The organism is Sphingomonas ginsengisoli An et al. 2013 (genome assembly GCF_009363895.1).
In the GTDB taxonomy this organism is placed as follows: Bacteria; Pseudomonadota; Alphaproteobacteria; order Sphingomonadales; family Sphingomonadaceae; genus Sphingomicrobium; species Sphingomicrobium ginsengisoli.
This window is the reverse complement of sequence record NZ_CP045434.1, coordinates 2,437,126-2,458,059: the sequence shown is the minus strand read 5'-3', so window position 1 is coordinate 2,458,059 and position 20,934 is coordinate 2,437,126. Positions and strand designations below refer to the sequence as shown.

Annotated in this window: 20 protein-coding genes; 3 read left to right on the top strand and 17 right to left on the bottom strand. The window is 65.6% G+C overall.

Features of this window, described 5'->3' with window-relative positions; translation table 11 throughout:
• Window positions 1-8: 8 nt before the first annotated feature.
• Window positions 9-818, bottom strand: a complete 810-nt coding sequence (locus GCU42_RS11965) for a LytR/AlgR family response regulator transcription factor (protein WP_114229159.1) — start codon at window positions 816-818, stop codon at window positions 9-11.
• Window positions 819-843: 25 nt separating this feature from the next.
• On the bottom strand, window positions 844-2,037 hold the full coding sequence (locus GCU42_RS11960) for a sensor histidine kinase (RefSeq protein WP_114229160.1): 1,194 nt from the start codon (window positions 2,035-2,037) through the stop codon (window positions 844-846).
• A 177-nt stretch (window positions 2,038-2,214) separates the two neighbouring features.
• Between GCU42_RS11960 and GCU42_RS11955 the strand changes: the two genes are divergently transcribed.
• Window positions 2,215-4,551 carry a putative bifunctional diguanylate cyclase/phosphodiesterase gene (locus GCU42_RS11955; protein ID WP_152569575.1) on the top strand — a complete coding sequence of 779 codons (2,337 nt, stop codon included), beginning with the start codon at window positions 2,215-2,217 and terminating at the stop codon, window positions 4,549-4,551.
• Window positions 4,552-4,656: 105 nt separating this feature from the next.
• On the opposite strand, the gene GCU42_RS11950 is transcribed toward GCU42_RS11955, so the two are convergent.
• From GCU42_RS11950 to GCU42_RS11925, 6 genes are all read right to left on the bottom strand, one after another.
• A complete protein-coding gene (locus GCU42_RS11950; protein WP_152569574.1) occupies window positions 4,657-4,959 on the bottom strand; it encodes a hypothetical protein in 303 nt (100 codons plus the stop codon).
• A 72-nt stretch (window positions 4,960-5,031) separates the two neighbouring features.
• Window positions 5,032-5,316 carry a hypothetical protein gene (locus tag GCU42_RS11945; RefSeq protein ID WP_114229162.1) on the bottom strand — a complete coding sequence of 95 codons (285 nt, stop codon included), beginning with the start codon at window positions 5,314-5,316 and terminating at the stop codon, window positions 5,032-5,034.
• Window positions 5,317-5,369: 53 nt separating this feature from the next.
• Complete coding sequence (locus tag GCU42_RS11940; protein ID WP_114229163.1) at window positions 5,370-5,696, bottom strand: low molecular weight protein tyrosine phosphatase family protein; 327 nt, start codon at window positions 5,694-5,696, stop codon at window positions 5,370-5,372.
• A 61-nt stretch (window positions 5,697-5,757) separates the two neighbouring features.
• Complete coding sequence (locus tag GCU42_RS15260; RefSeq protein WP_275887925.1) at window positions 5,758-7,572, bottom strand: TIR domain-containing protein; 1,815 nt, start codon at window positions 7,570-7,572, stop codon at window positions 5,758-5,760.
• Window positions 7,573-7,742: 170 nt separating this feature from the next.
• Entirely contained in the window at window positions 7,743-10,181 is a 2,439-nt protein-coding gene (locus tag GCU42_RS11930; RefSeq protein WP_152569573.1) for an FG-GAP-like repeat-containing protein, read from the bottom strand.
• Between the two features lie 49 nt (window positions 10,182-10,230).
• Complete coding sequence (locus GCU42_RS11925) at window positions 10,231-10,620, bottom strand: hypothetical protein (protein WP_152569572.1); 390 nt, start codon at window positions 10,618-10,620, stop codon at window positions 10,231-10,233.
• A 230-nt stretch (window positions 10,621-10,850) separates the two neighbouring features.
• Between GCU42_RS11925 and GCU42_RS11920 the strand changes: the two genes are divergently transcribed.
• Window positions 10,851-11,237, top strand: a complete 387-nt coding sequence (locus tag GCU42_RS11920) for a GFA family protein (RefSeq protein ID WP_114227712.1) — start codon at window positions 10,851-10,853, stop codon at window positions 11,235-11,237.
• Here the strand turns inward: GCU42_RS11920 and GCU42_RS11915 are convergent.
• The 9 genes from GCU42_RS11915 to GCU42_RS11880 form a co-directional block, all read right to left on the bottom strand.
• Window positions 11,232-12,608, bottom strand: coding sequence for a hypothetical protein (locus tag GCU42_RS11915; protein ID WP_152569571.1), 1,377 nt, complete (start codon window positions 12,606-12,608; stop codon window positions 11,232-11,234). The two genes, GCU42_RS11920 and GCU42_RS11915, sit on opposite strands and share 6 nt — an antisense overlap.
• 221 nt (window positions 12,609-12,829) lie before the next feature.
• Complete coding sequence (locus GCU42_RS15125) at window positions 12,830-13,102, bottom strand: hypothetical protein (protein ID WP_162789215.1); 273 nt, start codon at window positions 13,100-13,102, stop codon at window positions 12,830-12,832.
• Between the two features lie 19 nt (window positions 13,103-13,121).
• Complete coding sequence (locus tag GCU42_RS11910; protein ID WP_114227709.1) at window positions 13,122-14,186, bottom strand: ribonucleotide-diphosphate reductase subunit beta; 1,065 nt, start codon at window positions 14,184-14,186, stop codon at window positions 13,122-13,124.
• Between the two features lie 4 nt (window positions 14,187-14,190).
• Window positions 14,191-14,553 carry a hypothetical protein gene (locus GCU42_RS11905; protein WP_114227708.1) on the bottom strand — a complete coding sequence of 121 codons (363 nt, stop codon included), beginning with the start codon at window positions 14,551-14,553 and terminating at the stop codon, window positions 14,191-14,193.
• The gene (locus tag GCU42_RS11900; protein ID WP_114227707.1) at window positions 14,550-14,783 is read right to left on the bottom strand and encodes a hypothetical protein; all 234 of its coding nucleotides are present in this window, start codon (window positions 14,781-14,783) and stop codon (window positions 14,550-14,552) included. The genes GCU42_RS11905 and GCU42_RS11900 overlap by 4 nt, the downstream gene beginning before the upstream one ends.
• The gene (locus GCU42_RS11895) at window positions 14,780-15,163 is read right to left on the bottom strand and encodes a PepSY domain-containing protein (RefSeq protein WP_114227850.1); all 384 of its coding nucleotides are present in this window, start codon (window positions 15,161-15,163) and stop codon (window positions 14,780-14,782) included. Before GCU42_RS11895 ends, GCU42_RS11900 begins: the two co-directional genes overlap by 4 nt.
• Window positions 15,164-15,229: 66 nt before the next feature.
• Window positions 15,230-15,436, bottom strand: coding sequence for a hypothetical protein (locus GCU42_RS11890; RefSeq protein WP_114227706.1), 207 nt, complete (start codon window positions 15,434-15,436; stop codon window positions 15,230-15,232).
• Between the two features lie 27 nt (window positions 15,437-15,463).
• Window positions 15,464-17,341, bottom strand: a complete 1,878-nt coding sequence (locus GCU42_RS11885) for a ribonucleoside-diphosphate reductase subunit alpha (RefSeq protein ID WP_114227705.1) — start codon at window positions 17,339-17,341, stop codon at window positions 15,464-15,466.
• A 349-nt stretch (window positions 17,342-17,690) separates the two neighbouring features.
• Window positions 17,691-18,794, bottom strand: a complete 1,104-nt coding sequence (locus GCU42_RS11880; protein ID WP_114227704.1) for an acyltransferase family protein — start codon at window positions 18,792-18,794, stop codon at window positions 17,691-17,693.
• Window positions 18,795-18,943: 149 nt separating this feature from the next.
• Between GCU42_RS11880 and GCU42_RS11875 the strand changes: the two genes are divergently transcribed.
• A complete protein-coding gene (locus tag GCU42_RS11875) occupies window positions 18,944-20,917 on the top strand; it encodes a PAS domain-containing sensor histidine kinase (protein WP_162789214.1) in 1,974 nt (657 codons plus the stop codon).
• Window positions 20,918-20,934: the final 17 nt, after the last annotated feature.

Here is a 20,934-nt window from a genome sequence, read left to right as displayed (position 1 = left end):
CCCGGTCGCTAGTGAACGAAGCGCGCCACCACGTCGCGGTAGGAGCGCGAGACCTTCACCTGCGCGCCCGAGTCGAGCACCAGGAAGCACTCGCCGTTGGTGTGCGGCTTGACCTGCCGGACGAGGTCGAGGTTGACGATGGTCGAGCGGTGGACCCGCTGGAATCGCCGCGGGTCGAGCCGCTTCTCGAGGTCCTTCATCGTCTCGCGCAGGATCAGCGTGTTGTCGCCGGTCTGGATGCACATGTAGTCGCCGGCGGCGTCGATCCGCTCGATCGTGTCGACATCGACCCGGAAGATCTGCCCCTGGTCCTTGATGTTGATCATCTTCTCGAACCGGCTGGCGGCATGCGGCTCGGCCGGGCCGGCGTCGGCCGCCAGCTCCTCGGCCGCCTCGGGGGCATGCTCCTCGAGCGCTTCCTTGAGCCGCTCGGCCTCCTGCGCACCACGCTTCTCGGACAGGCGCTGGCGCACCCGCTCCATCGTCGCGGCGAGCCGGTCCTCTTCGACCGGCTTCATCAGATAGTCGACCGCCTGCGCCTCGAAGGCGCGCAGCGCATGGTCGCCATAGGCGGTGACGAAGACGAACAGCGGCGGCTCGACCTCCATCAGCCCCTGGATGACCGAGAAGCCGTCGAACCCCGGCATCTGGATGTCGAGGAAGACGAGGTCGGGCTTGTGGGTCTTGATTGCGCGGATCGCCTCGCGGCCGTTGCTCGCGGTGGCGATCACCTCGACGTCGTCGTGCGCCTCGAGCCGCAGCCGCAGGCCCTGCGTCGCCAGTGGCTCGTCGTCGACCAATATGGTGCGAATGCTCATGATGCTCCTTGGTTGTCAGGCTCGCTCACGCCGCCGCCCCCGACGCGGCGTCGAGCGGAATATCCACAATGACGCTGAACCCCCCATGTTCGTTGGTGCGTGTGGCAAAGCTGTGCGCCTCGCCATAGGCTTGCGCCAGACGGTCGCGGGTGTTCGCCAGGCCGACGCCGGTCGACTGGGTCGCGACCAGCCCTTCGTTGGAAACATGGCCGTTGTCGGCCACCTCGATCCGCACCTTGTCGCCGTTGCGCGTCGCCGACAGCCAGATGTCGGCCCCGGTCTCGCTCGGCGTCACCGCATATTTGATCGCATTTTCGACCAGCGGCTGGAGCAGCAGCGAGGGCAGCCGCACTCCGATGGTCGAGGCGTCGATCCGGAAGTGCGGACGCAGCCGGTCCTCGAACCGCATCTTCTCGATCTCGAGGTAGAGCTTCAACGTCTCCACCTCCTGCGCCAGCGTGACCTGCGCGCTCGGCTCGTTGACCAGCGTGTAGCGGAGGAAGGACGACAACCGCGCCAGCATCGCATTGGCCCGCTCGGTCTGCTTCAACAGCACCAGCGTCGAAATGCTGTTGAGCGTATTGAACAGGAAATGCGGATTGAGCTGGTAGCGCAGCATCGCCAGCTGCGCCGAGCTCGCCTGGCTTTCGAGCAACGCGCGCTGGTCGATCTCCTCCTCGAGCAGGAGATAGTAGTTGATCCCGTAATAGAGCGCCGACCACGCCGCGAGCAGCGCGAAATTGAGGAGGATCGCGCCGAAGCTCTCGATCCCGAACGGCACCGCGCCGGGCTTGACGAAGGTCGCGTGGCTCCACGTCTCGATGACCGAGAAAGCGGTCGCCGCTAGCACCACCGCGGCAACGCTCAGGATCACGGTGTAAATCGCCCGCATGGTGATCAGCCGCCGAAACAGCGACCCCATCAGCAGCGTCAGCGAATAGCCGGTCGCGGTCAGCAGCAGCGTGTGGACCACGAACATCATCGGCATGGCGTTGGCCACGCCCGACAGCGAGCGGAGGATGAAATAGCCGCTCCACCCCGCCGACTGGAGCACCCAGAAAGCGCGGTTCTTGTCGGCGAAGAAGGGCACGTCGAGCCCGACCGTCTTGGCGATCGGCCCCTTGCGCGGGCGGAGCGCCCGCGGCGTCCGCTCGGCATTGGCGCGTCGGCGGACCAGCAGCGGCCGCTCTTCGGTCAGCGTCGCGCTATCGGTCGCCATCGAGTCGCTTGGGGATGAACGGCATCGCGCCGATATAGGCGGCTTGGGAAGCCATTGCGAGGGAGCGCGCCACGGCCCCGCCGGCGCCCGCCGATCTCGCGACATTGAGGTGACCTTTAACTCGCTCTCAACCCTCTTCGCTTATCGCGGGGCCAACCCCGGGAAGAGTGAGGCGACGTGTACGAAGCCCCTGATCGCTACAAAAGAATGATCGCCGCGCGGCTGCCCGACGGCGAATCGGTGGCGGCCGCGACCGCCGAGGCCGAGCGCCTGGCCTCGCCGCTCAAGGACATCCAGCTCATCTCGCGCGGCCAGCTCGCGCCCTTTTTCGCGCTCGCCAACCTGCTTGCGGCGCTGCTGTTCACCGCGGCGCTGTGGGGCACCAACACCGAGCAGGTGCTGCTCCCGTGGTGCCTCGCCGTCGGCGCCGCCAACATCGCCGCGATGCGCTGGGCGCAGCACCAGGCGGTGGTCTGCGTCGGCCGCTCGGGCAAGGCGGTGCCGGTGTGGCAATTGTCGGGCGACGTCCTCGCCCGCGCCGCTTTGTGGCTTTCGCTGCCCTTGTGGACCTTCTCCAAACTCCATCCGACCGACCAGCTGATCGCCGCCTCGATCATCGCCGGGGTCGGCGTCGCCGGGCTCGGCCTCGTCGTCGTCCCCGTCTGCGCCAGCGCGTGGATGACCAGCTTCACCTTCGGCCTGTGCGCGGTGCTCTTCTTCGCCCGCGGCTCGATCCCCTTCCAGCAGATGCTGTCGATCATGTTCACGCTCGGCGTGTCGATCGTCGGCGTGCTGACCGTCGCCCGCTGGGCGTTCAAGCAACTCAAGGCCAATGCCGAGTTCGGCTCCAAGAGCGAGAGCGCCTCGCTCCTGCTCCAGGAATATGAGCAGCGCGGCGTGGGCTGGCTGTGGCAGATCGACGACGAGAATCGCGTCTCTTACATCTCGAGCCGGATGAGCGCGCTGCTCGGCCGGCCCTCGGGCCAGCTGCTCGGCCAGCCGCTCACCGGGCTGCTCGGCGGCCATGCCGAACTGGGCAAGGTGCTGCTCGACAAGAGCCCGTTCAACAATCTCGAGATGGAGTTGAAGACCCCGCACGGCCAGCGCTGGATCAGCATGGCGGGCGACCCGATCATCAACACCGCCGGCCGCTTCGAAGGCTTCCGCGGGGTCGGCAGCGACATCACCGAAATCCGCCACACGCAGGAGCGGCTGACCCACCTTGCCAACGTCGACGTGCTGTCGGGCCTGCCCAACCGCGGCCGGGTCCGCCAGCTGCTCGGCGACGCGCTGCGTCATGCCACCGCCAGCAATGTGCCCTGCGCGATCATGTTCCTCGACCTTGACGGCTTCAAGCCGGTCAACGACACCTTCGGTCACCCCAAGGGCGACGCGGTGCTGCGGATGGTCGCCAAGCGCTTGTGCGACCAATTGAAGCAGGACGGCACCGTCGGCCGCCTCGGCGGCGACGAGTTCGCCATCGTCATCCCCGACGCGCAGAGCCGTAAGAAGGTCGAGCAGCTCGCCGAGCGGATCATCGTCTCGGTCGCCGAGCCCTACATGATCGACGGGGTCGAGATCCGCATCGGCGTCTCGGTCGGCTGCGCCTTCGGCCCGATCGACGGCGCCACCGTCGACGACCTCATCCTCAAGGCCGACCTCGCGCTCTACGAAGCCAAGGACGCCGGCCGCGGGGTCGCCCGCTACTTCAGCCGCGAGCTCCAGTCCGAACAGGACGACCGCGTCCGGCTCGAGAGCGACATCCGCATGGCGATCGAGACGCGCCAGTTCCACCTCGCCTTCCAGCCCTTGGTCAACGCCAAGAGCCAGAAGCTGGTCGGGTTCGAGGCGCTGCTGCGCTGGAACCACCCGACCCGCGGCTTCGTGCCCCCCAACGTGTTCATCCCGATCGCCGAGGAATGCGGGCTGATGAGCCAACTCGGCGAGTTCGTGATCGAGGAATCGTGCAAGGCCGCCGCCAGCTGGCCCGAGCCGATCACCGTCGCGCTCAACATCAGCCCCAAGCAGATCATCCTGCCCGCGCTGCCCAACATGGTCAGCCAGGCGCTCGCCCGCTACAAATTGCCGGGCAACCGGCTCGAGCTCGAAGTCACCGAGGGCGTGTTCCTCGACGACGACAGCCGCACCCTCGCTGTGCTCGGCCGCCTGCGCCAATTGGGCGTCGGTATCGCGCTCGACGACTTCGGCACCGGCTATTCGTCGATCGGCTATCTCAACAAGGCCGTCTTCCATAAGCTCAAGATCGACGGCAGCTTCGTCCGCGAGGCGGGCAGCAAGGCCGGCAACGTCGCGATCATCCAGACCATCGTGCAATTGGCCAAGAGCTTCCGCATGTCGGTCACCGCCGAGGGCGTCGAGACCCCCGAGGATTTCGAGCGGATGCGCGACCTTGGGGTCGACACCATCCAGGGCTATCTGTTCGGCAAGCCGCTCTCCTACGACCGCGCCAACCAGATGGTCCTCGGCCTCGGCGCCAAGCGGCTGGCGGGCTAGGCCCGACCGTCCTCAGCCGCACGACCCCGCCGCGCACGAGTACAGACGGCGTCAAAACCGGCAGGCAGACTCGCACGAGTGTCGGCTTTGGGTGGAAAGCGGACGTCAGTGGGACTGGTGAAGCTTCCACGTCAGCGGGACCGTCGAATGCTTACTTCGCCAACTGTCGAGGCAGCTTTTTCTCTTTCGAGAAGCCTCGGCCGCGAGGACCCAAAGCTGCGCTTCGGCGCTGTCGTCGTCCCACAGCCAGGCCTGTGTGAAGCCGCAGGTTTCCGCCACAGCTTTGATTGGCGCCAAATTCGTTCCGTAGCCCTCTGCGACTGTCAGTGTCGGGCGGTTATCGAAGCCACCGACCAGAATGGTCGCCTGACTTGACTGAGCCGTAGCAAGAACGAACAGCAGCAACACGAGGCGGTTGTGTCATTCGGCGCGAATGTCCGCAACGGGTCGAATGCGGACGTTCGGTGATAAGCGGAGACATTAGGCGCGACTGCGATAGCCACGTTCTCGTGTTTTCAACCATGTCACTGCTAGCCAGAAAGCGAGGCCTGCGGCACCGTTAAAGGCAATGTAGGCTAGACCGGATGATCCATCGATCGAGAGCAGATTGCAGACCTCTGGAACGGCCACGGACAGCGGGAACGCCAGGATCGTCGACACAAGGAAAATGAGAATGCCGTCTGCTTCCGCCAAGGCAAGGACGAGCATGACCGTGGCATAAGCCACACCGAAGATAACTAACGTTCGCAGGTATGCGCGTTTCATCCGCGCCACCTAGCTCGCGAGCGAATGTCCGCAATGGGTCGAAAGCGGACATCCTACCCCGGAAGAAATCGCGCCACCTTCGCCTTCAGGAGCCGCACCAGCTCGGCATCCATGAACTCATAGTCGTCCGGTATGTCGAGGCAGATCAGGCGCGCCTGCTTGAGATCGGCCTTGAAGCGCTTCTGGACCTTGGTGCGATGGGCCTTCTCCATCACGAAGATGAGGTCGGCCCAGCGGACCAGCTCGGACGTCAGCGGCGTTTCGGCGTCATTATTGGTCCCCGCCGAGGCAACCTCGATCGCGGGGTAAGCCGCGAACACCTGCTCGGCGGTGGGACTGCGCAACCGGTTCTGGCTGCAAACGAACAACACATTCTTCATCCCGCAATGAATGGCGCCCGGCCAGGGTGTCCGCAATGGCGCGAACCTTCCCCTTTTCGGCCTAGGCGGGCCCGCCCTTGCGATCGCGCAGATAATCCGGCCAGCGTCCGGTCGACTGCCAGAACTGCCACAGGCCGTAGCGCTCCATCAGCGGCTTGAAGCGCGGATCGGCGCGCATCGGCGCTGTTGCCTGATAGAAGAGGAAGGCGACGATCCCGGTCATCGGATATCCTGGCGAATAATCCTGCGCGGCGGCAAAAGCGGCGTCGAGGTCGCCAAGTTGCGCATAGGCCTGGATGACGAGCGGCAGCGCCGCCTTGTTCGGCCGCATCGCGTCGGTCAGCCGCTTGGCGGCGGCGAGGTCGGCGGGGGCCTTGGTCGCCGCCGCCTTGATCAGCGCCAGGCGAAGGTCGGACGATCGCGCGCCGATGCTCGCCTGCACCTGCATCGCCTCAGCATAGCGCCCCGCGTCGATCAGACACTGGATCAGCGCAAAGCGGAAGCGGCCGCCCCCGCTGGCGCTGGCCATCTGCTCGCGCAGATCGGCGATCGTGCTGTCCGCTTGGCCCGCCTCGCAGGCGACCATCGACGCATAGGGCCGCCAGTCGATCTGCAGGTCGGCCGCCGACGCGCGCTGCGCGTAGACCGCGGCCTCGCTCATCCGCCCCGTCTCGGTCAGCAGCTGGGCGAGGAAGCCGTTGCTGTGCGGCCAGTCGGGGTTCACCGCGACCGCCCGGCGAAGCAGCCGCTCACGCTCGGCCCACTGGGTCGGCTTGAGCAGCATCTCGCGCGCGAGCCACGCGTCCGCCGCCTTGGGATCGAGCTCGAGCGCGCGGGTCGCCTGCGCTGCCGCCTCCGCCCGCACCGCCGCCGCCTGCTCAGGCGCCAGCAGCGGGGCGAGGTAGGCGCCGAACTTGGCGAAGTCGGTGCGTGCCGGAACGAAGTCGGGCGCCGCCTGCGTGATCCGCCGAAGGTCGCCGAGCAGTTCGAAGGTCGAGCGGGTGTCCCCGGCGTCGTTGTGGTTCACGAACAGGTCGCACACCCGCAGGTAGCGCGACAGCAGGTTGCTGTCGGTCAGCCCGCTTGGGCCCAGCCCGCGATAGGCGCAGCTCACCACGCCGGCGATCGCCTCGGCGACCTGGTCGTTGAGCCGCACAGAATCGCTCGCCGGAACCGCGAGTTCGTAGGTCCACAGGCTGAGGCGCTGGCGGCTGTCGTCGAGGTGGATCCGGGCGTGGAGCTGCCCGCCCTGCTGCGCGACGGTGCCGCCGATCGTATAGTCGGCGCCCGCCCCCGCGCTCGGGCCAGCGGGCTGGTCCTGGCTGACCGTCGGAATGTGGGCAGAGGTGAGCCCGCTGCTGATCTCGTCGGCCAGCCCCGTCGCGAGCGCGGCGGTCGTGGGAGCGCGGTCGAGCGACGTCACCCCCGTCACCGCGACCCGGGCGGGCGTGGGCGCGGCGGCGGGCCGCGACCACCACCAGGCGCCGACGGCAGCTAATAGGAGCACCGGCAGCCCGACCGCCGCCAGCATCCGCCAAGACCAGCGACGTTCGACCTTTGCCGTGCCCGCCGGCGGCGCCGCGATCCGCTCGCCGCCCAGCACCTCGCGCAACGCCTCGCTCAGTCGCCGGCTCGTCGGATCGTTCGCGCCCCCGCTCCAGCCGCGCAGGTCGATGCCCTGCCGCTCACCGAAGAACAAAGGCGCGGCCGAATCGTCGAGATAGACCTGGACCAGCCGCCCCCGCTCGCGGGCGAGCCGCGCCTCCGACCGCACATTCTCGCTCTGCGTCGAAGCCGCCGACCAGCAGACGATCACCGCGTCGGCGGCGGTCAGTTCACGCTCGATCGTCGCTTCCCACGCGGCGCCGGCGGGGATGTTCTCAATGCGCAGGTCGGTTTACCGCTGGTGCTGAACGTCCCGTCGGCGCGCGACCCGTCGGAGTTGAGACCGAACCAGTGTCCCTCAGTCTACGCGGCAGTGGTCGTCTGCGCGCAGACTTCGAGCAACATGAGACCCGGGCATCCGTCGCGAAACGCCCCTCGTCCCTAGAAGAACAGGGAATGATCGGGCTGGACGTGCCAGTTGAGCCCCAGGTTGTTGTACGAGTTGGCGGCGTTGCCGATATAGTTGCCGTTGGCCTGGCCGAGCCAGTCGGTCACGTCACCGTTGGTGTTGCGCCACAGGACGTCGTCACGACCATCGCCGTTGTAGTCGCCGGTCCCGACGACAGTCCAGCCGGCGCCCGGATTGTTGTACGAGTTGGCGGCATTCCCGGCGAAGTTGCCATTCGCCGTGCCGAGCCAGTTGGTTATGTCGCCGTTGGTGTTGCGCCACAGGATGTCGTCGCGGCCATCGCCATTGAAGTCACCAATCCCGACGACGGTCCAGCCCGCGCCCGGATTATTGTACGAGTTGGCGGCATTGCCGGCAAAATTGCCGGTCATCGTGCCAAGCCAGTCGGTGACGTCGCCGTTGGCGTTGCGCCACAGGACGTCGTCGCGGCCATCGCCGTTGAAGTCGCCGGTTCCGACCACGGTCCAGCCGGCGCCGGGATTATTGTACGAGTTCCCCGCATTGCCCGCGAAATTCCCGTTCGCCGTGCCGAGCCAGTTGGTCACGTCACCGTTGGTGTTGCGCCACAGGATGTCGGCGTGGCCGTCGCCGTTGAAGTCGCCGATCCCGGCCACGGTCCAGCCGGCGCCCGGATTATTGTACGAGTTGGCGGCGTTCCCGGTGAAATTGCCGGTCGCCGTGCCGAGCCAGTTGGTCACGTCACCGTTGGTGTTGCGCCACAGAATGTCGGCGTGGCCGTCGCCGTTGAAGTCACCCGTCCCGGCCACGGTCCAGCCGGGACCGGGATTGTTGTACGAATTGCCTGCATTGCCGGCAAAGTTGCCATTCGCCTCGCCAAGCCAATTGGTGACCGTGCCGTCGTCGTTGCGCCACAATACGTCGCTCTTGCCGTCGCCGTTGAAGTCGTTGGCGACCGCCCGGGTGAGCGGCGTGGTCGCGGTGCCGAGCGTCAGCTGGATCCCGCCCCCGGCCGCCGCCGCCGCGACCAGCGAACCGCTCAGCGTCGATCCGAAGGTCAGCGATCCGCCGCTGTAAGTCAGCGTCCGCCCGCTCAGCGAGTAAGTGAAATTGGCGCCGGCATCGGTGAACAGCAGCACGTCGCCCGCGCTGAAATCGGTGATCGTGTCGCCGCTGTGCCCGGCGATCGAGTCCTTGAAGATGTCGTTGCCCGCCCCGCCGGTCAGCGTGTCGGCGCCGAGCCCGCCGGTCAGCACATTGGCGACCTCGTTGCCGATCAGCGTGTCGTTGCCGCTACCGGTGATGGCATTCTCGATCGTCGTCCCCGGCGCGATCGAGATGTTGCCGACCTCGCCGAGCACATTGGAGAAGGTCGCCTGGTTGAGGTTCACCGTCTGCGCGCCGCTCCAGGCCGAGACGTCGATCGTGTCGTTGCCCGCGCTGTCGACGATGCACAAAGTGCCCTGCGTCGTCGTCCACGCCGGCCCGTAGACCGTGTCGCCGACCCGCGTGGTGGTCGACATCCCGTACATCTGGGTCGCCGCCAGCACGTCGGCCATCATCGGCGTCGCGACGAAATTCTTGGTGAAGCCCAAATTCTTGAAATAGGTGCTTTCGGTCTGGTCGAAGTAGGACATGACCGTCTCGGGCCAGCCGTCGTTCGAGAAGGCCGTGTCGTAGGGATAGGTCGCGTCGCCGTTGTAATTGCCGGCGTGGCCGAGGCCGAGCGCGTGGCCGATCTCGTGGATGTAGGTCTGGAAGGAATAGCTCGTCAGGCTGGTGCCATAGTCGGTCAGCCACTGGGTGCCGATGTTGACGTGCGCCGAGGTCGAGATGCCGTTGGCCCAGCTGCCGCTGGTCGCCGCGCCCGTGTCCGTGTCGTCGAAGGTGATCTGCCCGCCGGTCGAGACCTCGCGGAAGGTGACCCCGATGACGTCGGTCCAGGTCGCCAGCGCGGCCCGCGCGAGATTCTGCCCGGCGGCGGTCAGCCCGGTCAGATTGACCGTCAGCGAGCCCCCGCTGGTGACGTTGAAATGGTGCCCGCCATCGCCCCAATAGCCATATTTGAGCTGGTCGGCGACCTGCTGGAGCGTCGCCACGCCCGGCGCGACATAGCTCTTGACGCTGACCTGGTAGGTCCCGGCGGTGCGGTCGTCCCACGAGCCGACATCGACATAATAGACGCCGGTGTAGCTGGCGGCGAAGGACACCAGCGAATCCTTGTTGGCGTCCGAGATGTCGTCATTCTCGTACACCATGTTGCCGTTGATGTCGTAGATCCGCAGGTACGAGTCATCGAGCGTCACGCCGTGGATCGAGACGGTGACCGCCTGGCCCGAGGTCAGGTTGAGGCGGAACCAGTCGTGATCGCCGACGACCTCCAGGCTGTCGGAGATGGTCTGGCCGACCGTGATGATCGCGGTGGTGGTAACGTCGCCTGGAATGTCAGCCACTGGACGGTCTTTCTACGATACGCGGGACGGATGGGCGCGCGGCGCCGACTCACTTCCCTTGATGCTGGAGGGTGCTTGAAATTTGGTTAGCAATGTCCTGCGCGAACCGGTCCATCATGGCGGGCGAAATGGTCCCGTCGCTGATCGCGGTGTGAAGGTCGGGCAGGGTGCGGCCGTCGGCCAGCCGGGTGGTCGCGGTCATCGTCGTCGCCGACAGCACCTTGACCTCGACATGGTGCTGGCCCGGCGCCTGGGCGTGGACCGCGCGCTCGACCGCCGCGCAGATGGCGGCGGCGCCCCCGGCCCGCTCGACGAACTTGTCCGCGCCGCTGACGGTGCAGGCGGGGGCGGCGGGCGTTGCAGAAGTCACGGCGCTGGCGCTCCCGTTGGTGCAGGCGATGAGGCTAGCCGCGGCGAGCACCGGCCACAAGCGCGCCACGGCGCCTCGCACCGTCGCTCGAGACCTTCGATTCGCCGCAGAAATCCCCACCATGTCAATGACTTGGCATTGGTCAGCTTGCGGTTTCCTGAATGACGGGCGGGGGTGCGCGGCGGTCGCCCGGCACGCCACCGTACCCCGGCGAAGGCCGGGGTCCAGACAGCGCCCGACGCACGGCACCGCGCGCGTCCCGGCCCGTTGATCCGGCGCACGGCCAGGGAGAGTGCGGCATGGAGCGAACGGTGAGCGGCGGCTGCCTGTGCGGCGCGGTACGGGTCGAGGCCAGAGGCGAGCCCACCCGCGTCGGCCTCTGCCACTGCCTCGACTGCCGCAAGCACAGCGGCACCCTCTTCTTCGCCGCCGCCATCTTCCCGGAAGAAAAGGTGACCGTCACCGGCGACACCAGCGAATACAACCACCGCCACTTCTGCCCCACCTGCGGCAGCAGCGTCTTCGGCCGCTGGGGCGAGGAGATCGACCTCCACCTCGGCGCCCTCGACGAGATCGATCAGTTCAAGCCCACCTACGAACTATGGACGGTGCGGCGGGAGGGATGGCTGCCGGACTTCGGGTCGGAGTGGTTCGAAGGGGATCGGCACACGCCTGCCGTCTCATAGGGGTTGCTTAAAGTGCGTTGATGATCGGGCGTAACGTTTCGCCTCCATTCTTGGGCGCTCAAGGTTGTGCCCCGTCCCTGCACGTATCTTTCGGCTAGCCATGAACCGGTCAGAGAGCTGCCCCATCGTTGGCGCCCTCATGATGTCGCGCCCAATCGACCGGAGAAGTGTGACAGCTTTGCGGTCTTTGAGCGGAAGGTGCCCGGCAATCTTCTGCCAAACATTCGAGACAGTAAGGCTGGGCCGCAACGTCAGAAGATCGATCTTGATATCAGCCGAGCCACTTGCAGCGCGTCCGAAATAGCGACGTTTGAGCGATTCCAAGTCCTCCCTAATCGCAGCACGTAACTTGGCGGCCGAGCGCCGCTGGGCGTCGTAATCACCGACTTCCCCAAGTTCCTCAATCTCTCTGAATCGAGAGCGAAGTGCTCTTGCTTCCTCTGCATGGCGGACCTGCAAGACGTGCTTGTAACCGTCACGGGGATTACCTGCCTCAGCAACGGCCCACGCGGCAAAAAATGGTAATCGCAGTGGAGTGAGAGCGCTGCCCAACAGCTCATCGGATTTTGCGCTTAGGTCAACTATTTCATCTCTGAAGAACGCAACCGCGTTTGCGCGAAGGTTATTGCTGAGCTGAGGCACAAGATTGTCGATCAGATACTGGCCGACGAAAGCGTGTCGGATGGGATGAAGAGTAAATGCACTCTCAAGTTGCTTCGCAAGTACGGTATAGAAGATCGATCTTTGAACGATCCAATTCAAACCCGACGCAAACTGCTTGACCTCTTCTCTTATCGATCCATCCCCCACGCGGTTCTCATCGATCACGCGTCCATCCGATGCTTCTATGTAGGTAGCGGAAGGGATTTGTTTTTCCGACTTGTCAGCTTCAAGCGTCTGAGATTTAAGAACGCTCATGAGTTTGCCATACTTCGGTAGGTCGACCTCAGCCTGATCAGCAAGCAACCGCATCTGCAAGAACCACTTGCTTGAATTCATATACCAAGCTGGTGAAACATGCAGGTCGAGCGATGAAAGAAAGTCTCTGAGGGGGCCAGGCGAGATCTCGCCTTTGGTCACGCTGAACTTCAACGCCTCCGAGGCTTCAACCGAGGCCTCTTCACAAACATCGTAGGGCAGATCAGAGGTACTGAGAAATCGAACCTCAGAGAAGCAATCTCTCCTATCTGATTTGAATTCGTCCTTGTAATCGTCAGGGCAAGCCACCTCATCGTATATTAGCAAAGATTGGAGGTAGTTGTCATAAGCCGAGAGATCGCCTTCAAAGGGATATGATCGGGAAACTCCTATGTCACCGATAGTTCTCTGCACGGCTGTGAGCGTCGAGTTGTCGACCAACGTGGAAAGCATACAAGCATAACTCTCTTCTCAGCCGTCTTTGGCTGCTTCAATTCGGCTGTGAATATAGCCGTCCTCCTTCCGCAACGCGAAGAGGAAGACGCTCATTCCTGCGACGATGAATGTCGTAAACAGCTCACGTCGAGTCAGCTTCGTGGCTGCGTCCGAAAACGCCAAAGCAGCAAGATACAGGACGCCAGCTGTGAAGAACGTCCTGTACAAGCCCGAATTAGCTACCAACGAGTCCAATTTAGGATCGATCTTCTCTCGAACGAGAAATGAACGGTAGTCTTTGGCTTCAGGAACTTCAGTCTTCGAAGCACTGGATCGAGGATGAGAGAGCCAAGTCGATTAGCAGTCACTCCCGCTACGAACGCTACTAACACGAACGCGCCCAACGCATCTGGCGAAGGGGTTGGGTAGCCTGCGAAGTGCAACGCATAGGTGAGCGCAGCACCAGGCACGAGGTTCGCCACCAAATTGTAGGCGTCGAGCTTGTCGAACATGGCTCGGCCTTTCGCCTGACTACTCCGCCGCCACCCCGGCCGCCTCGAACAGGCCGCCTTCGCCGTCACCCTCGTTGGCGCTCTCGATCGCCGGGCCGCCTGCCTTGGCCTTCATCCGGCGGTCGAAGCTGTCCCACACGGTGTTCCAGTCGCCGCGCGTCGCCGCCTTCGAATATTCGGTCGCGCGGGTTTCGAAGAAGTTGGCGTGCTCGACCCCATTGAGCAGCGGCGCGAGCCACGGCAGCGGGTGCTCGTCGACCATGTAGATCGGCGCGAAGCCCAGCTGCCCCAGCCGCCAGTCGGCGATGTAGCGGATGTACTTCTTGATCGCCTTGGGGGTCATCCCCTCGACCGGGCCCATCTCGAACGCCAGGTCGATGAACGCGTCCTCGAGCCGGACCGTCTTCTGGCAGGTGTCGATGATCGACTCCTTGACCTTGGGGGTCAGGCAGTCGCGCTCCTTCACGAAGGTGTGGAACAGCTTGATGATGCCCTCGCAGTGGAGGCTCTCGTCGCGGACCGACCAGCTGACGATCTGCCCCATGCCCTTCATCTTGTTGAAGCGCGGGAAGTTCATCAGCATCGCGAAGCTGGCGAACAGCTGCAGCCCCTCGGTGAAGCCGCCGAACATCGCCAGCGTCATCGCGATCTCTTCGTCGGTGTCGACGCCGAAGGTCGAGAGATAGTCGTGCTTGTCCTTCATCTCCTTATACTGAAGGAACATGCCATATTCGCTCTCGGGCATCCCGATCGTGTCGAGCAGGTGCGAGTAAGCGGCGATGTGCACCGTCTCCATGTTGGAGAAAGCGGCCAGCATCATCTTGATCTCGGTCGGCTTGAACACCCGGCCGTACTTCTCGTGGTAGCAGTCCTGCACCTCAACATCGGCCTGGGTGAAGAAGCGGAAGATCTGCGTCAGCAGGTTGCGCTCGTGGTTGGACAGCTTCTGTGCCCAGTCGCGGCAATCCTCGCCCAGCGGCACCTCCTCGGGCATCCAGTGGATCTGCTGCTGGCGCTTCCAGAACTCGAACGCCCACGGATATTCGAACGGCTTATACTGCTTGCGGGCTTCGAGCAGGGACATGGGCTCAGGCTCCTTTCGAGAGGAAAGCAAAGATGAAGGCGGCGACACTGGCGACGCCGATGATGACGAGCATGATGATGGACTGGCGGCGCTGCTTGGCGCGGTAGGCCACTCGCTCTTCGGGTGGGACGTCGGCCCGGCGCGTGTTGATGAGGATAATGCCGAAGGTTCCGATCAGGCCGAACCGGACGAAGTCCTTGCCCCATGCCGGAACGAGACCGGTCACCGCCCCCAACCAGAGCAGCGAGCCGACCACGCCAAGTGCGGCCATCGCCACGCCGCACCACTGCACCCAGTTGAACGGCTTAAGCGGCGGACCGTTGGCCGCCGGCGCGAGCGGATCGTAGGTGGACTGGCGATAGCTCATGACGCGACTCCGGCCGGCTTGCCGAAATCATAGGGCTTGGTGGTCGCGAAGGCGACCGCGAACCCGCCCAGGATCAGCCCGAAGGCGAGCAGCATCATCCCCGCGATCAGCAGCGCGGTCGAACGTGCCGAACCGCCCGGATCGCCGCCGAGCGCGACCGCGAGCATCCCGCCCCCGGCCAGCGCGGCGACAATCCCGACCAGCAGGAAAAGAAGGTTGGCGCCGCTCACCAGAACACCCGGCCCCCGCGGCTATGCTCCTTGCGTCCACGCGCGGCGAACATGCGCAGGTACATCCACAGCCCGCTGATCGCGAAGAAGATCAACGCCAGCCCCGAGGCCATCGAAATCGCGACCCCGACCGGCCCGAACTGCTCGCCCGAGTGGAGGTGATGGAGCAGCCCGAGGTTCCACCCGCCCGGTGCCGGCTTGGGGCGGCAGACCATCGTCTCGGGACAAACGAACCCCGCCGGCACCGCGGGCGCCGCCGCTACCACCGGCCGCCGGCTCGAATTCACCAGATCGCCGACCTGGCTGAGGAAGCCGGTGCTCGCGATCCACAGCATGAACACGCCGAAGATCACCGACAGCCAGCGATGCCACTTACGCATGAGAAATTCCTTGTTGCGAACGGTTCGCAACCCGTGGCGGTCTTGAGAATGATTCGCAAGTGCCCGTCATCGCCCGAGCTCGCTCGGGCTGGGGTGATAGTCGAGGCCGCCGAGCGCGTAGATCAGCACGATCACACCGACCGCGAGCAGCAGCACGCCCGACTGGCTGCCGTAGCTGCCATTCTCGGCGCCGCTGCGGCGGCGGTATTGCCACAGGCCGGCGCCGATCAGGACAACGCCGAGCAACAGCTTCAAGATGGTCGCAACGGTCATCGCGCGTCTGCCGTCAGCCCGCCTGCCTTACTGACAGGCCAGGCATTCGTCATAGTCGGTCGACGCGGCCAGCTCATACTTGGGCGCCTCGGCGGTGTTGTCGGCCTCGACCCCGCCCGCGAAGCCGGCGCGCTGCACCGACTTGGAGCGCAGGTAATAGAGCGACTTCACGCCGAGCTCCCACGCGCGGAAGTGGAGCATCATCAGGTCCCACTTGTCGACGTCGGCCGGGATGAACAGGTTCAGGCTGGTCGCCTGATCGATGTAGGGCGTGCGGTCGGCGGCGAGCTCGAGCAGCCAGCGCTGGTCGATCTCGAAGCTGGTCTTGTAGGTGTCCTTCTCCTCGGCCGTCAGGAAGTCGAGGTGCTGGACCGAGCCGCCCCGCTCAAGGATCGAATTCCACACCGCGTCGGAATTCTTCGACTTCTCGGTGAGCAATTTCTCGAGGTAGGGATTGCGGATCGAGAAGCTGCCCGACAGCGTCTTGTGGGTATAAACGTTGGCGGGGATCGGCTCGATGCAGGCCGAGGTGCCGCCGCAGATGATGCTGATCGACGCGGTCGGCGCGATCGCCATCTTGCAACTGAACCGTTCCATCACCCCCATGTCGGCGGCGTCGGGGCACGGCCCGCGCTCCTGCGCCAGCATCATCGACGCCTGGTCGACCTGCGCGCGGATATGCTTGAAGATCTTGAGGTTCCAGCTCTTCGCCATCGCCCCTTCGAACGGCAAGTTGCGCGCCTGGAGGAAGGAGTGGAAGCCCATCACCCCCAAACCGACCGACCGCTCGCGCTCGGCGCTATATTTGGCGCGCGCCATCTCGTCGGGAGCGCGGGCGATATAGTCGCTGAGCACATTGTCGAGGAAGCGCATGACGTCCTCGACGAAACTCTTCTCGCCCTTCCACTCGTCCCACGTCTCGAGGTTCATCGACGACAGGCAGCAGACCGCGGTGCGGTCGGCGCCGAGATGATCGCGCCCGGTCGGCAGGGTGATCTCCGAGCACAGGTTCGAGGTGGTCACCTTGAGCCCGAGGTCGCGGTGATGCTTGGGCATCTGCGAATTCACCGTGTCGATGAAGATGATGTAGGGCTCGCCCGTCGCCAGCCGGGTCTCGACCAGCTTCTGGAACAGCGAGCGCGCATCGACGGTGCCGCGCGGCGACTGGTCCTTGGGGCTGCGCAGGGTGAATTCCGACCCGTCGCGCACCGCCTCCATGAACTCGTCGGTGATCAGCACCCCGTGGTGGAGGTTGAGCGCCTTGCGGTTGAAATCGCCCGACGGCTTGCGGATCTCGAGGAACTCCTCGATCTCGGGGTGAGAGACGTCGAGGTAGCAGGCCGCCGATCCGCGCCGCAGCGAGCCTTGCGAAATCGCCAGCGTCAGCGAATCCATCACCCGCACGAACGGAATGATCCCGCTGGTCTTGCCGTTGAGGCCAACCGGCTCGCCGATCCCGCGGACGCTGCCCCAATAGGTGCCGATGCCGCCGCCCTTGGACGCCAGCCAGACATTCTCGTTCCAGGTGTTGACGATGCCCTCGAGGCTGTCGCTGACCGAATTGAGATAGCAACTGATCGGCAGCCCGCGCCCGGTCCCGCCGTTCGACAGCACCGGGGTCGCCGGCATGAACCACAGCTTGGAGATATAGTCATAGATGCGCTGCGCGTGCGGCGCGTCGTCGGCATAGGCCGCGGCGACCCGCGCGAACAGATCCTGATAGCTCTCGCCCGGCAGCAGGTAGCGGTCCTTGAGGGTCTCCTTGCCGAACTCGGTCAGCAGCGCGTCGCGGCTCTTGTCGGTGGTGACGGGGAAGCGCCGCTCGGCGATCGAATGGCTCGAACCCTTGGCCGCGGTGGCGGTCGCATCATCGCTGCTGACGTTGCTGCCGGTCGAGAAATCCATCGCCTCATCCTTTTGACGCGCGGGCCGCCAGGGCGACTCGCTTGTTCCTGATCTGTTCCAGCTTCATGCCACGAAGCATGGAGCGATTCCAAGCGGAGCGACGAGAGAAAACCCGGCTCGGGCGAGACCTTTCCCCGCTTTCCACAGGGCGCAGCTCTCCTCGCTGAGGATATGGTTATCCCCAGCCCCAATCACAAGCTTCTGTGGTCGCCCCCACGGCTCCGCTACCAGATGTTGTGCTTGCATCCGCGAGCCGACGCAAGCGGCTTTGCGACGGACGGCGTTATTTTGCGGTGGATAATGTGGCGTTGAGGACGCAGTGACCGGCGTTGGGACAGCCGGTCGCTCGTCACTCCCCTTGCGCGGAGGTGCGGCCGGACGCCGGCGCGGGAAAGAGCCGCTCGAGCAGCCATTTCAGCGGCCGCCGCAGCCACGGCTCGACCGCCAGGACGAGCCCGCTCAGCAGCATGACCGCCCCCACCGCCAGCAGCGGTGCTAAGCGGCCAACAGCCGGCGCCACCGCCAGCGCAATCACCCGGCCGACGTCGCTGTGCACCAGATAGAGCGGATAGGTCAGCAGCCCCGCGATGCGCAGCCAATGGCGGCGCGGCCCGAGCCACCGCAGGATCCACTTGTTGCCAGCGATCCCCAGCCCGATCGCCCCGACCGCCCCGAGCCAGAGGCCGAGCGGCCAGCCGATCCCCACCGCCGTCCCATTGTCGGCATCGATCGCATGGGCGTTGCTGACGATCTGCAGGACAGCGGCGAGCCCATTCCACCCCAGCAGATAAAGGTGCATCCGCTTCGCCTTGCCCGTCGCGACGGCCCACAACAGCATCCCGATCGCGAAGAAGCAGCCGTAGGTGAGCAGCGTGAGGCTGCCCCAGCTCGACCCTTCGATCAGCGCGAAGAAGGGCCGCAACGGCTTGCCGACGACGAAGTCGAGCGAGCGGACCAGCCAATAGCCCGCGCTCCAACAGGTCAGCCCGGCGGCCAGCCGGCTAAGGTCGACCCGCCCCGCCAGCGCCGCGGCGACCGTAAGGTAGAAGACAATCTCGATCGGCAGCGTCCAATAAGCGCCGCTGATCCACGGCCCGGTCGGCGCCAACAGCAGCGCCCGCGCCAGCGCCTCGGCCGACCCGCCGGCGATCAGCAGCGTCAGCGGCGCGCACAGCCAGGCGGTAGGATAAAGCCGCAGCGCCCGGTTCTTGAGAAATCGCCGCGCGTCGCGGCCGTCGGCGGTGAAGGCGATCACGAACCCCGACAGGACGAAGAAAATCTGGACCCCGATCCAGCCCGACCCGGCGAGGCCCGCGGCGACCCGCCCGTGGACCGCGAGGTCGGGGCGGTCGAGCTGGCCGGGCAGCCACCACCACAGACCGAGGTGATAGAGCGCGACCAGCAGCGCCGCGCCGAAGCGGATGAGGTCGAGGCCGGGATAATCGCGCTTCACCCGGGCGGCGCTAGGCGACTTGTGGTCCCGCTCCAACCGGGAAGGTGTTAGCCCTTCCACCTGGCTCGCTTGCCAAGCGAAAAGCGCTGCGGCTACGTAACGTTCGCCGGGGGGCACGCGACAGCCGGGTACCCGGCGGCAAGGCTTGAGTGACGTTGATCGATCGAACCACCGGCCCGGCACCGTATTTCCTGCAGGGCGACAGCGACATGGCGGCGCGGATGCGCGCGCTCGACTGGTCTCAAACCGCGCTCGGTCCGGTCGAACGCTGGCCGGTCGAGCTGCAGCTCACCCTCTCGCTCTGCCTCCAGTCGACCGCGCCGATGGCGATTTACTGGGGTCCGACCTTCAAACTGCTCTACAACGACGCCTGGGCGCACATCCCGGCCGAGCGCCATCCGTGGGCGCTGGGCAAGCCCGGCGCGGTGGTCTGGGCGGATATCTGGGACGTGGTCGGCCCGCAGTTCGAAGCGGTGCGCGCCACGGGCGAGGGCCACGTTTCACTCGACCAGCTGCTGATGATGGAGCGGCGCGGCCGCCCGCGCGAGACTTGGTGGAATTACAGCCTGACCCCGATCAAGGGGCCCGACGGTTCGGTGCTCGGGATCCTCAACGAGGGGCTCGACGTCACCGCGCGGGTCGAACTCGAACGGCGCCAAGCCTTCCTCCTTAACTTCAGTGACGCGCTTCGCGGCCTGACCGAGCCGACCGCCATCATCCGGGCGGCCCAGCGGATGCTCGGCGAAGCGCTCGGCGCCGACCGCGTTGGCTATGGCGAGGTCGACGAGACCGAGCGCTACTTCACCACCACCGACAATTGGACCACCGGCGTCCCCTCGCGCCACGGAGTGCATGACCTCGCCGCCTTCGGGCCGGAGGTGCACGACAATCTGAAAGCCGGCATCCCGCTGGTGATCGAGGATGTCGCCACCGACCCTGCGACCGCCGGCAGTCCCGAGGTTCAGGCGGCCTTCGCGGCGATCGAGACCCGCGCGGCGCTGACCGCCTCGCTCGCGATCGGCGGCCGGATGAAGGCGGCGCTCTACGTCCATTGCCGCGAACCGCGCCCCTGGTCGGCGAGCGACGTCGCGCTCGTCCAGGACGTCGCCCAGCGCACCTGGGCCGAGCTCGCGCGCGCCCGCGCCGAGTCCGAGGCCCATGCCAGCGAGGAACGCTATCGCCGCCTGTTCGACCAGGCGAGCGACCTCATCGTCACCTCCGACCTCGACCGGACGATCACCAGCGCCAACCCGGCCGCCGCCGCCGCGCTCGGGCTCACCCAGGACGAGCTGGTCGGCCGCAAGACCTGGGAATTCCTCGCCCCCGCCTCGCGCGACGAGAGCAAGCGGATGCTCGAGCAAAAGATGCAGGAGGGCGGCGGCACCACCCGCTACGAGGTCCTCGCCTGTACCGTCCAGGGTGAGGAGCTCAACGTCGAGATCAGCAGCGGGCTGACCTTCGACGACAGCGGCAAGCCGGTCGGAATCCATCTCGTCGCCCGCGACATCACCGAGCGCAAGCGGTGGGAGAACCACCAGCGGCTGCTGGTCGGCGAGCTCAATCACCGGGTCAAGAACACGCTGGCGATCGTCCAGAGCCTCACCCACCAGACCTTCCGCCCGGGCCAGGACCCGCACGAATCGATCAAGGCTTTCGAGGGCCGGCTGCAGGCGCTCGCCGCCGCGCACAACCTGCTGACCAGCGAGAATTGGGAAGCCGCCGGGCTCCATGACGTAATCGAGGCCGCGCTCGATCCCTTCGGCCCCGACGGACGCTTCACGCTCGGCGGGCCGCACATCCGCCTGCCCCCGGCGACCGCGGTCAGCCTCGCGCTGGCGATGCACGAGCTTGCCACCAACGCCAGCAAATATGGCGCGCTTAGCAATGACGGCGGGCGCGTGTCGGTCCACTGGCGCCGCGCCGACGGCCGGCTGCTGATCGACTGGCGCGAGGAAGGCGGCCCCCGGGTCACCGCACCGCTCCGCCAGGGCTTCGGCACCCGCATGCTCAGCCGCGCCCTCGCCCGCGAACTCGGCGGCACCGTCACCTTGACCTACGATTCCGCCGGCCTGCGCTGCGCGATCGAGGCGCCGCTGCCCGTCGCCCTTCCGCCGCCGGTTTGACAAGGCTTCGGGTCAGC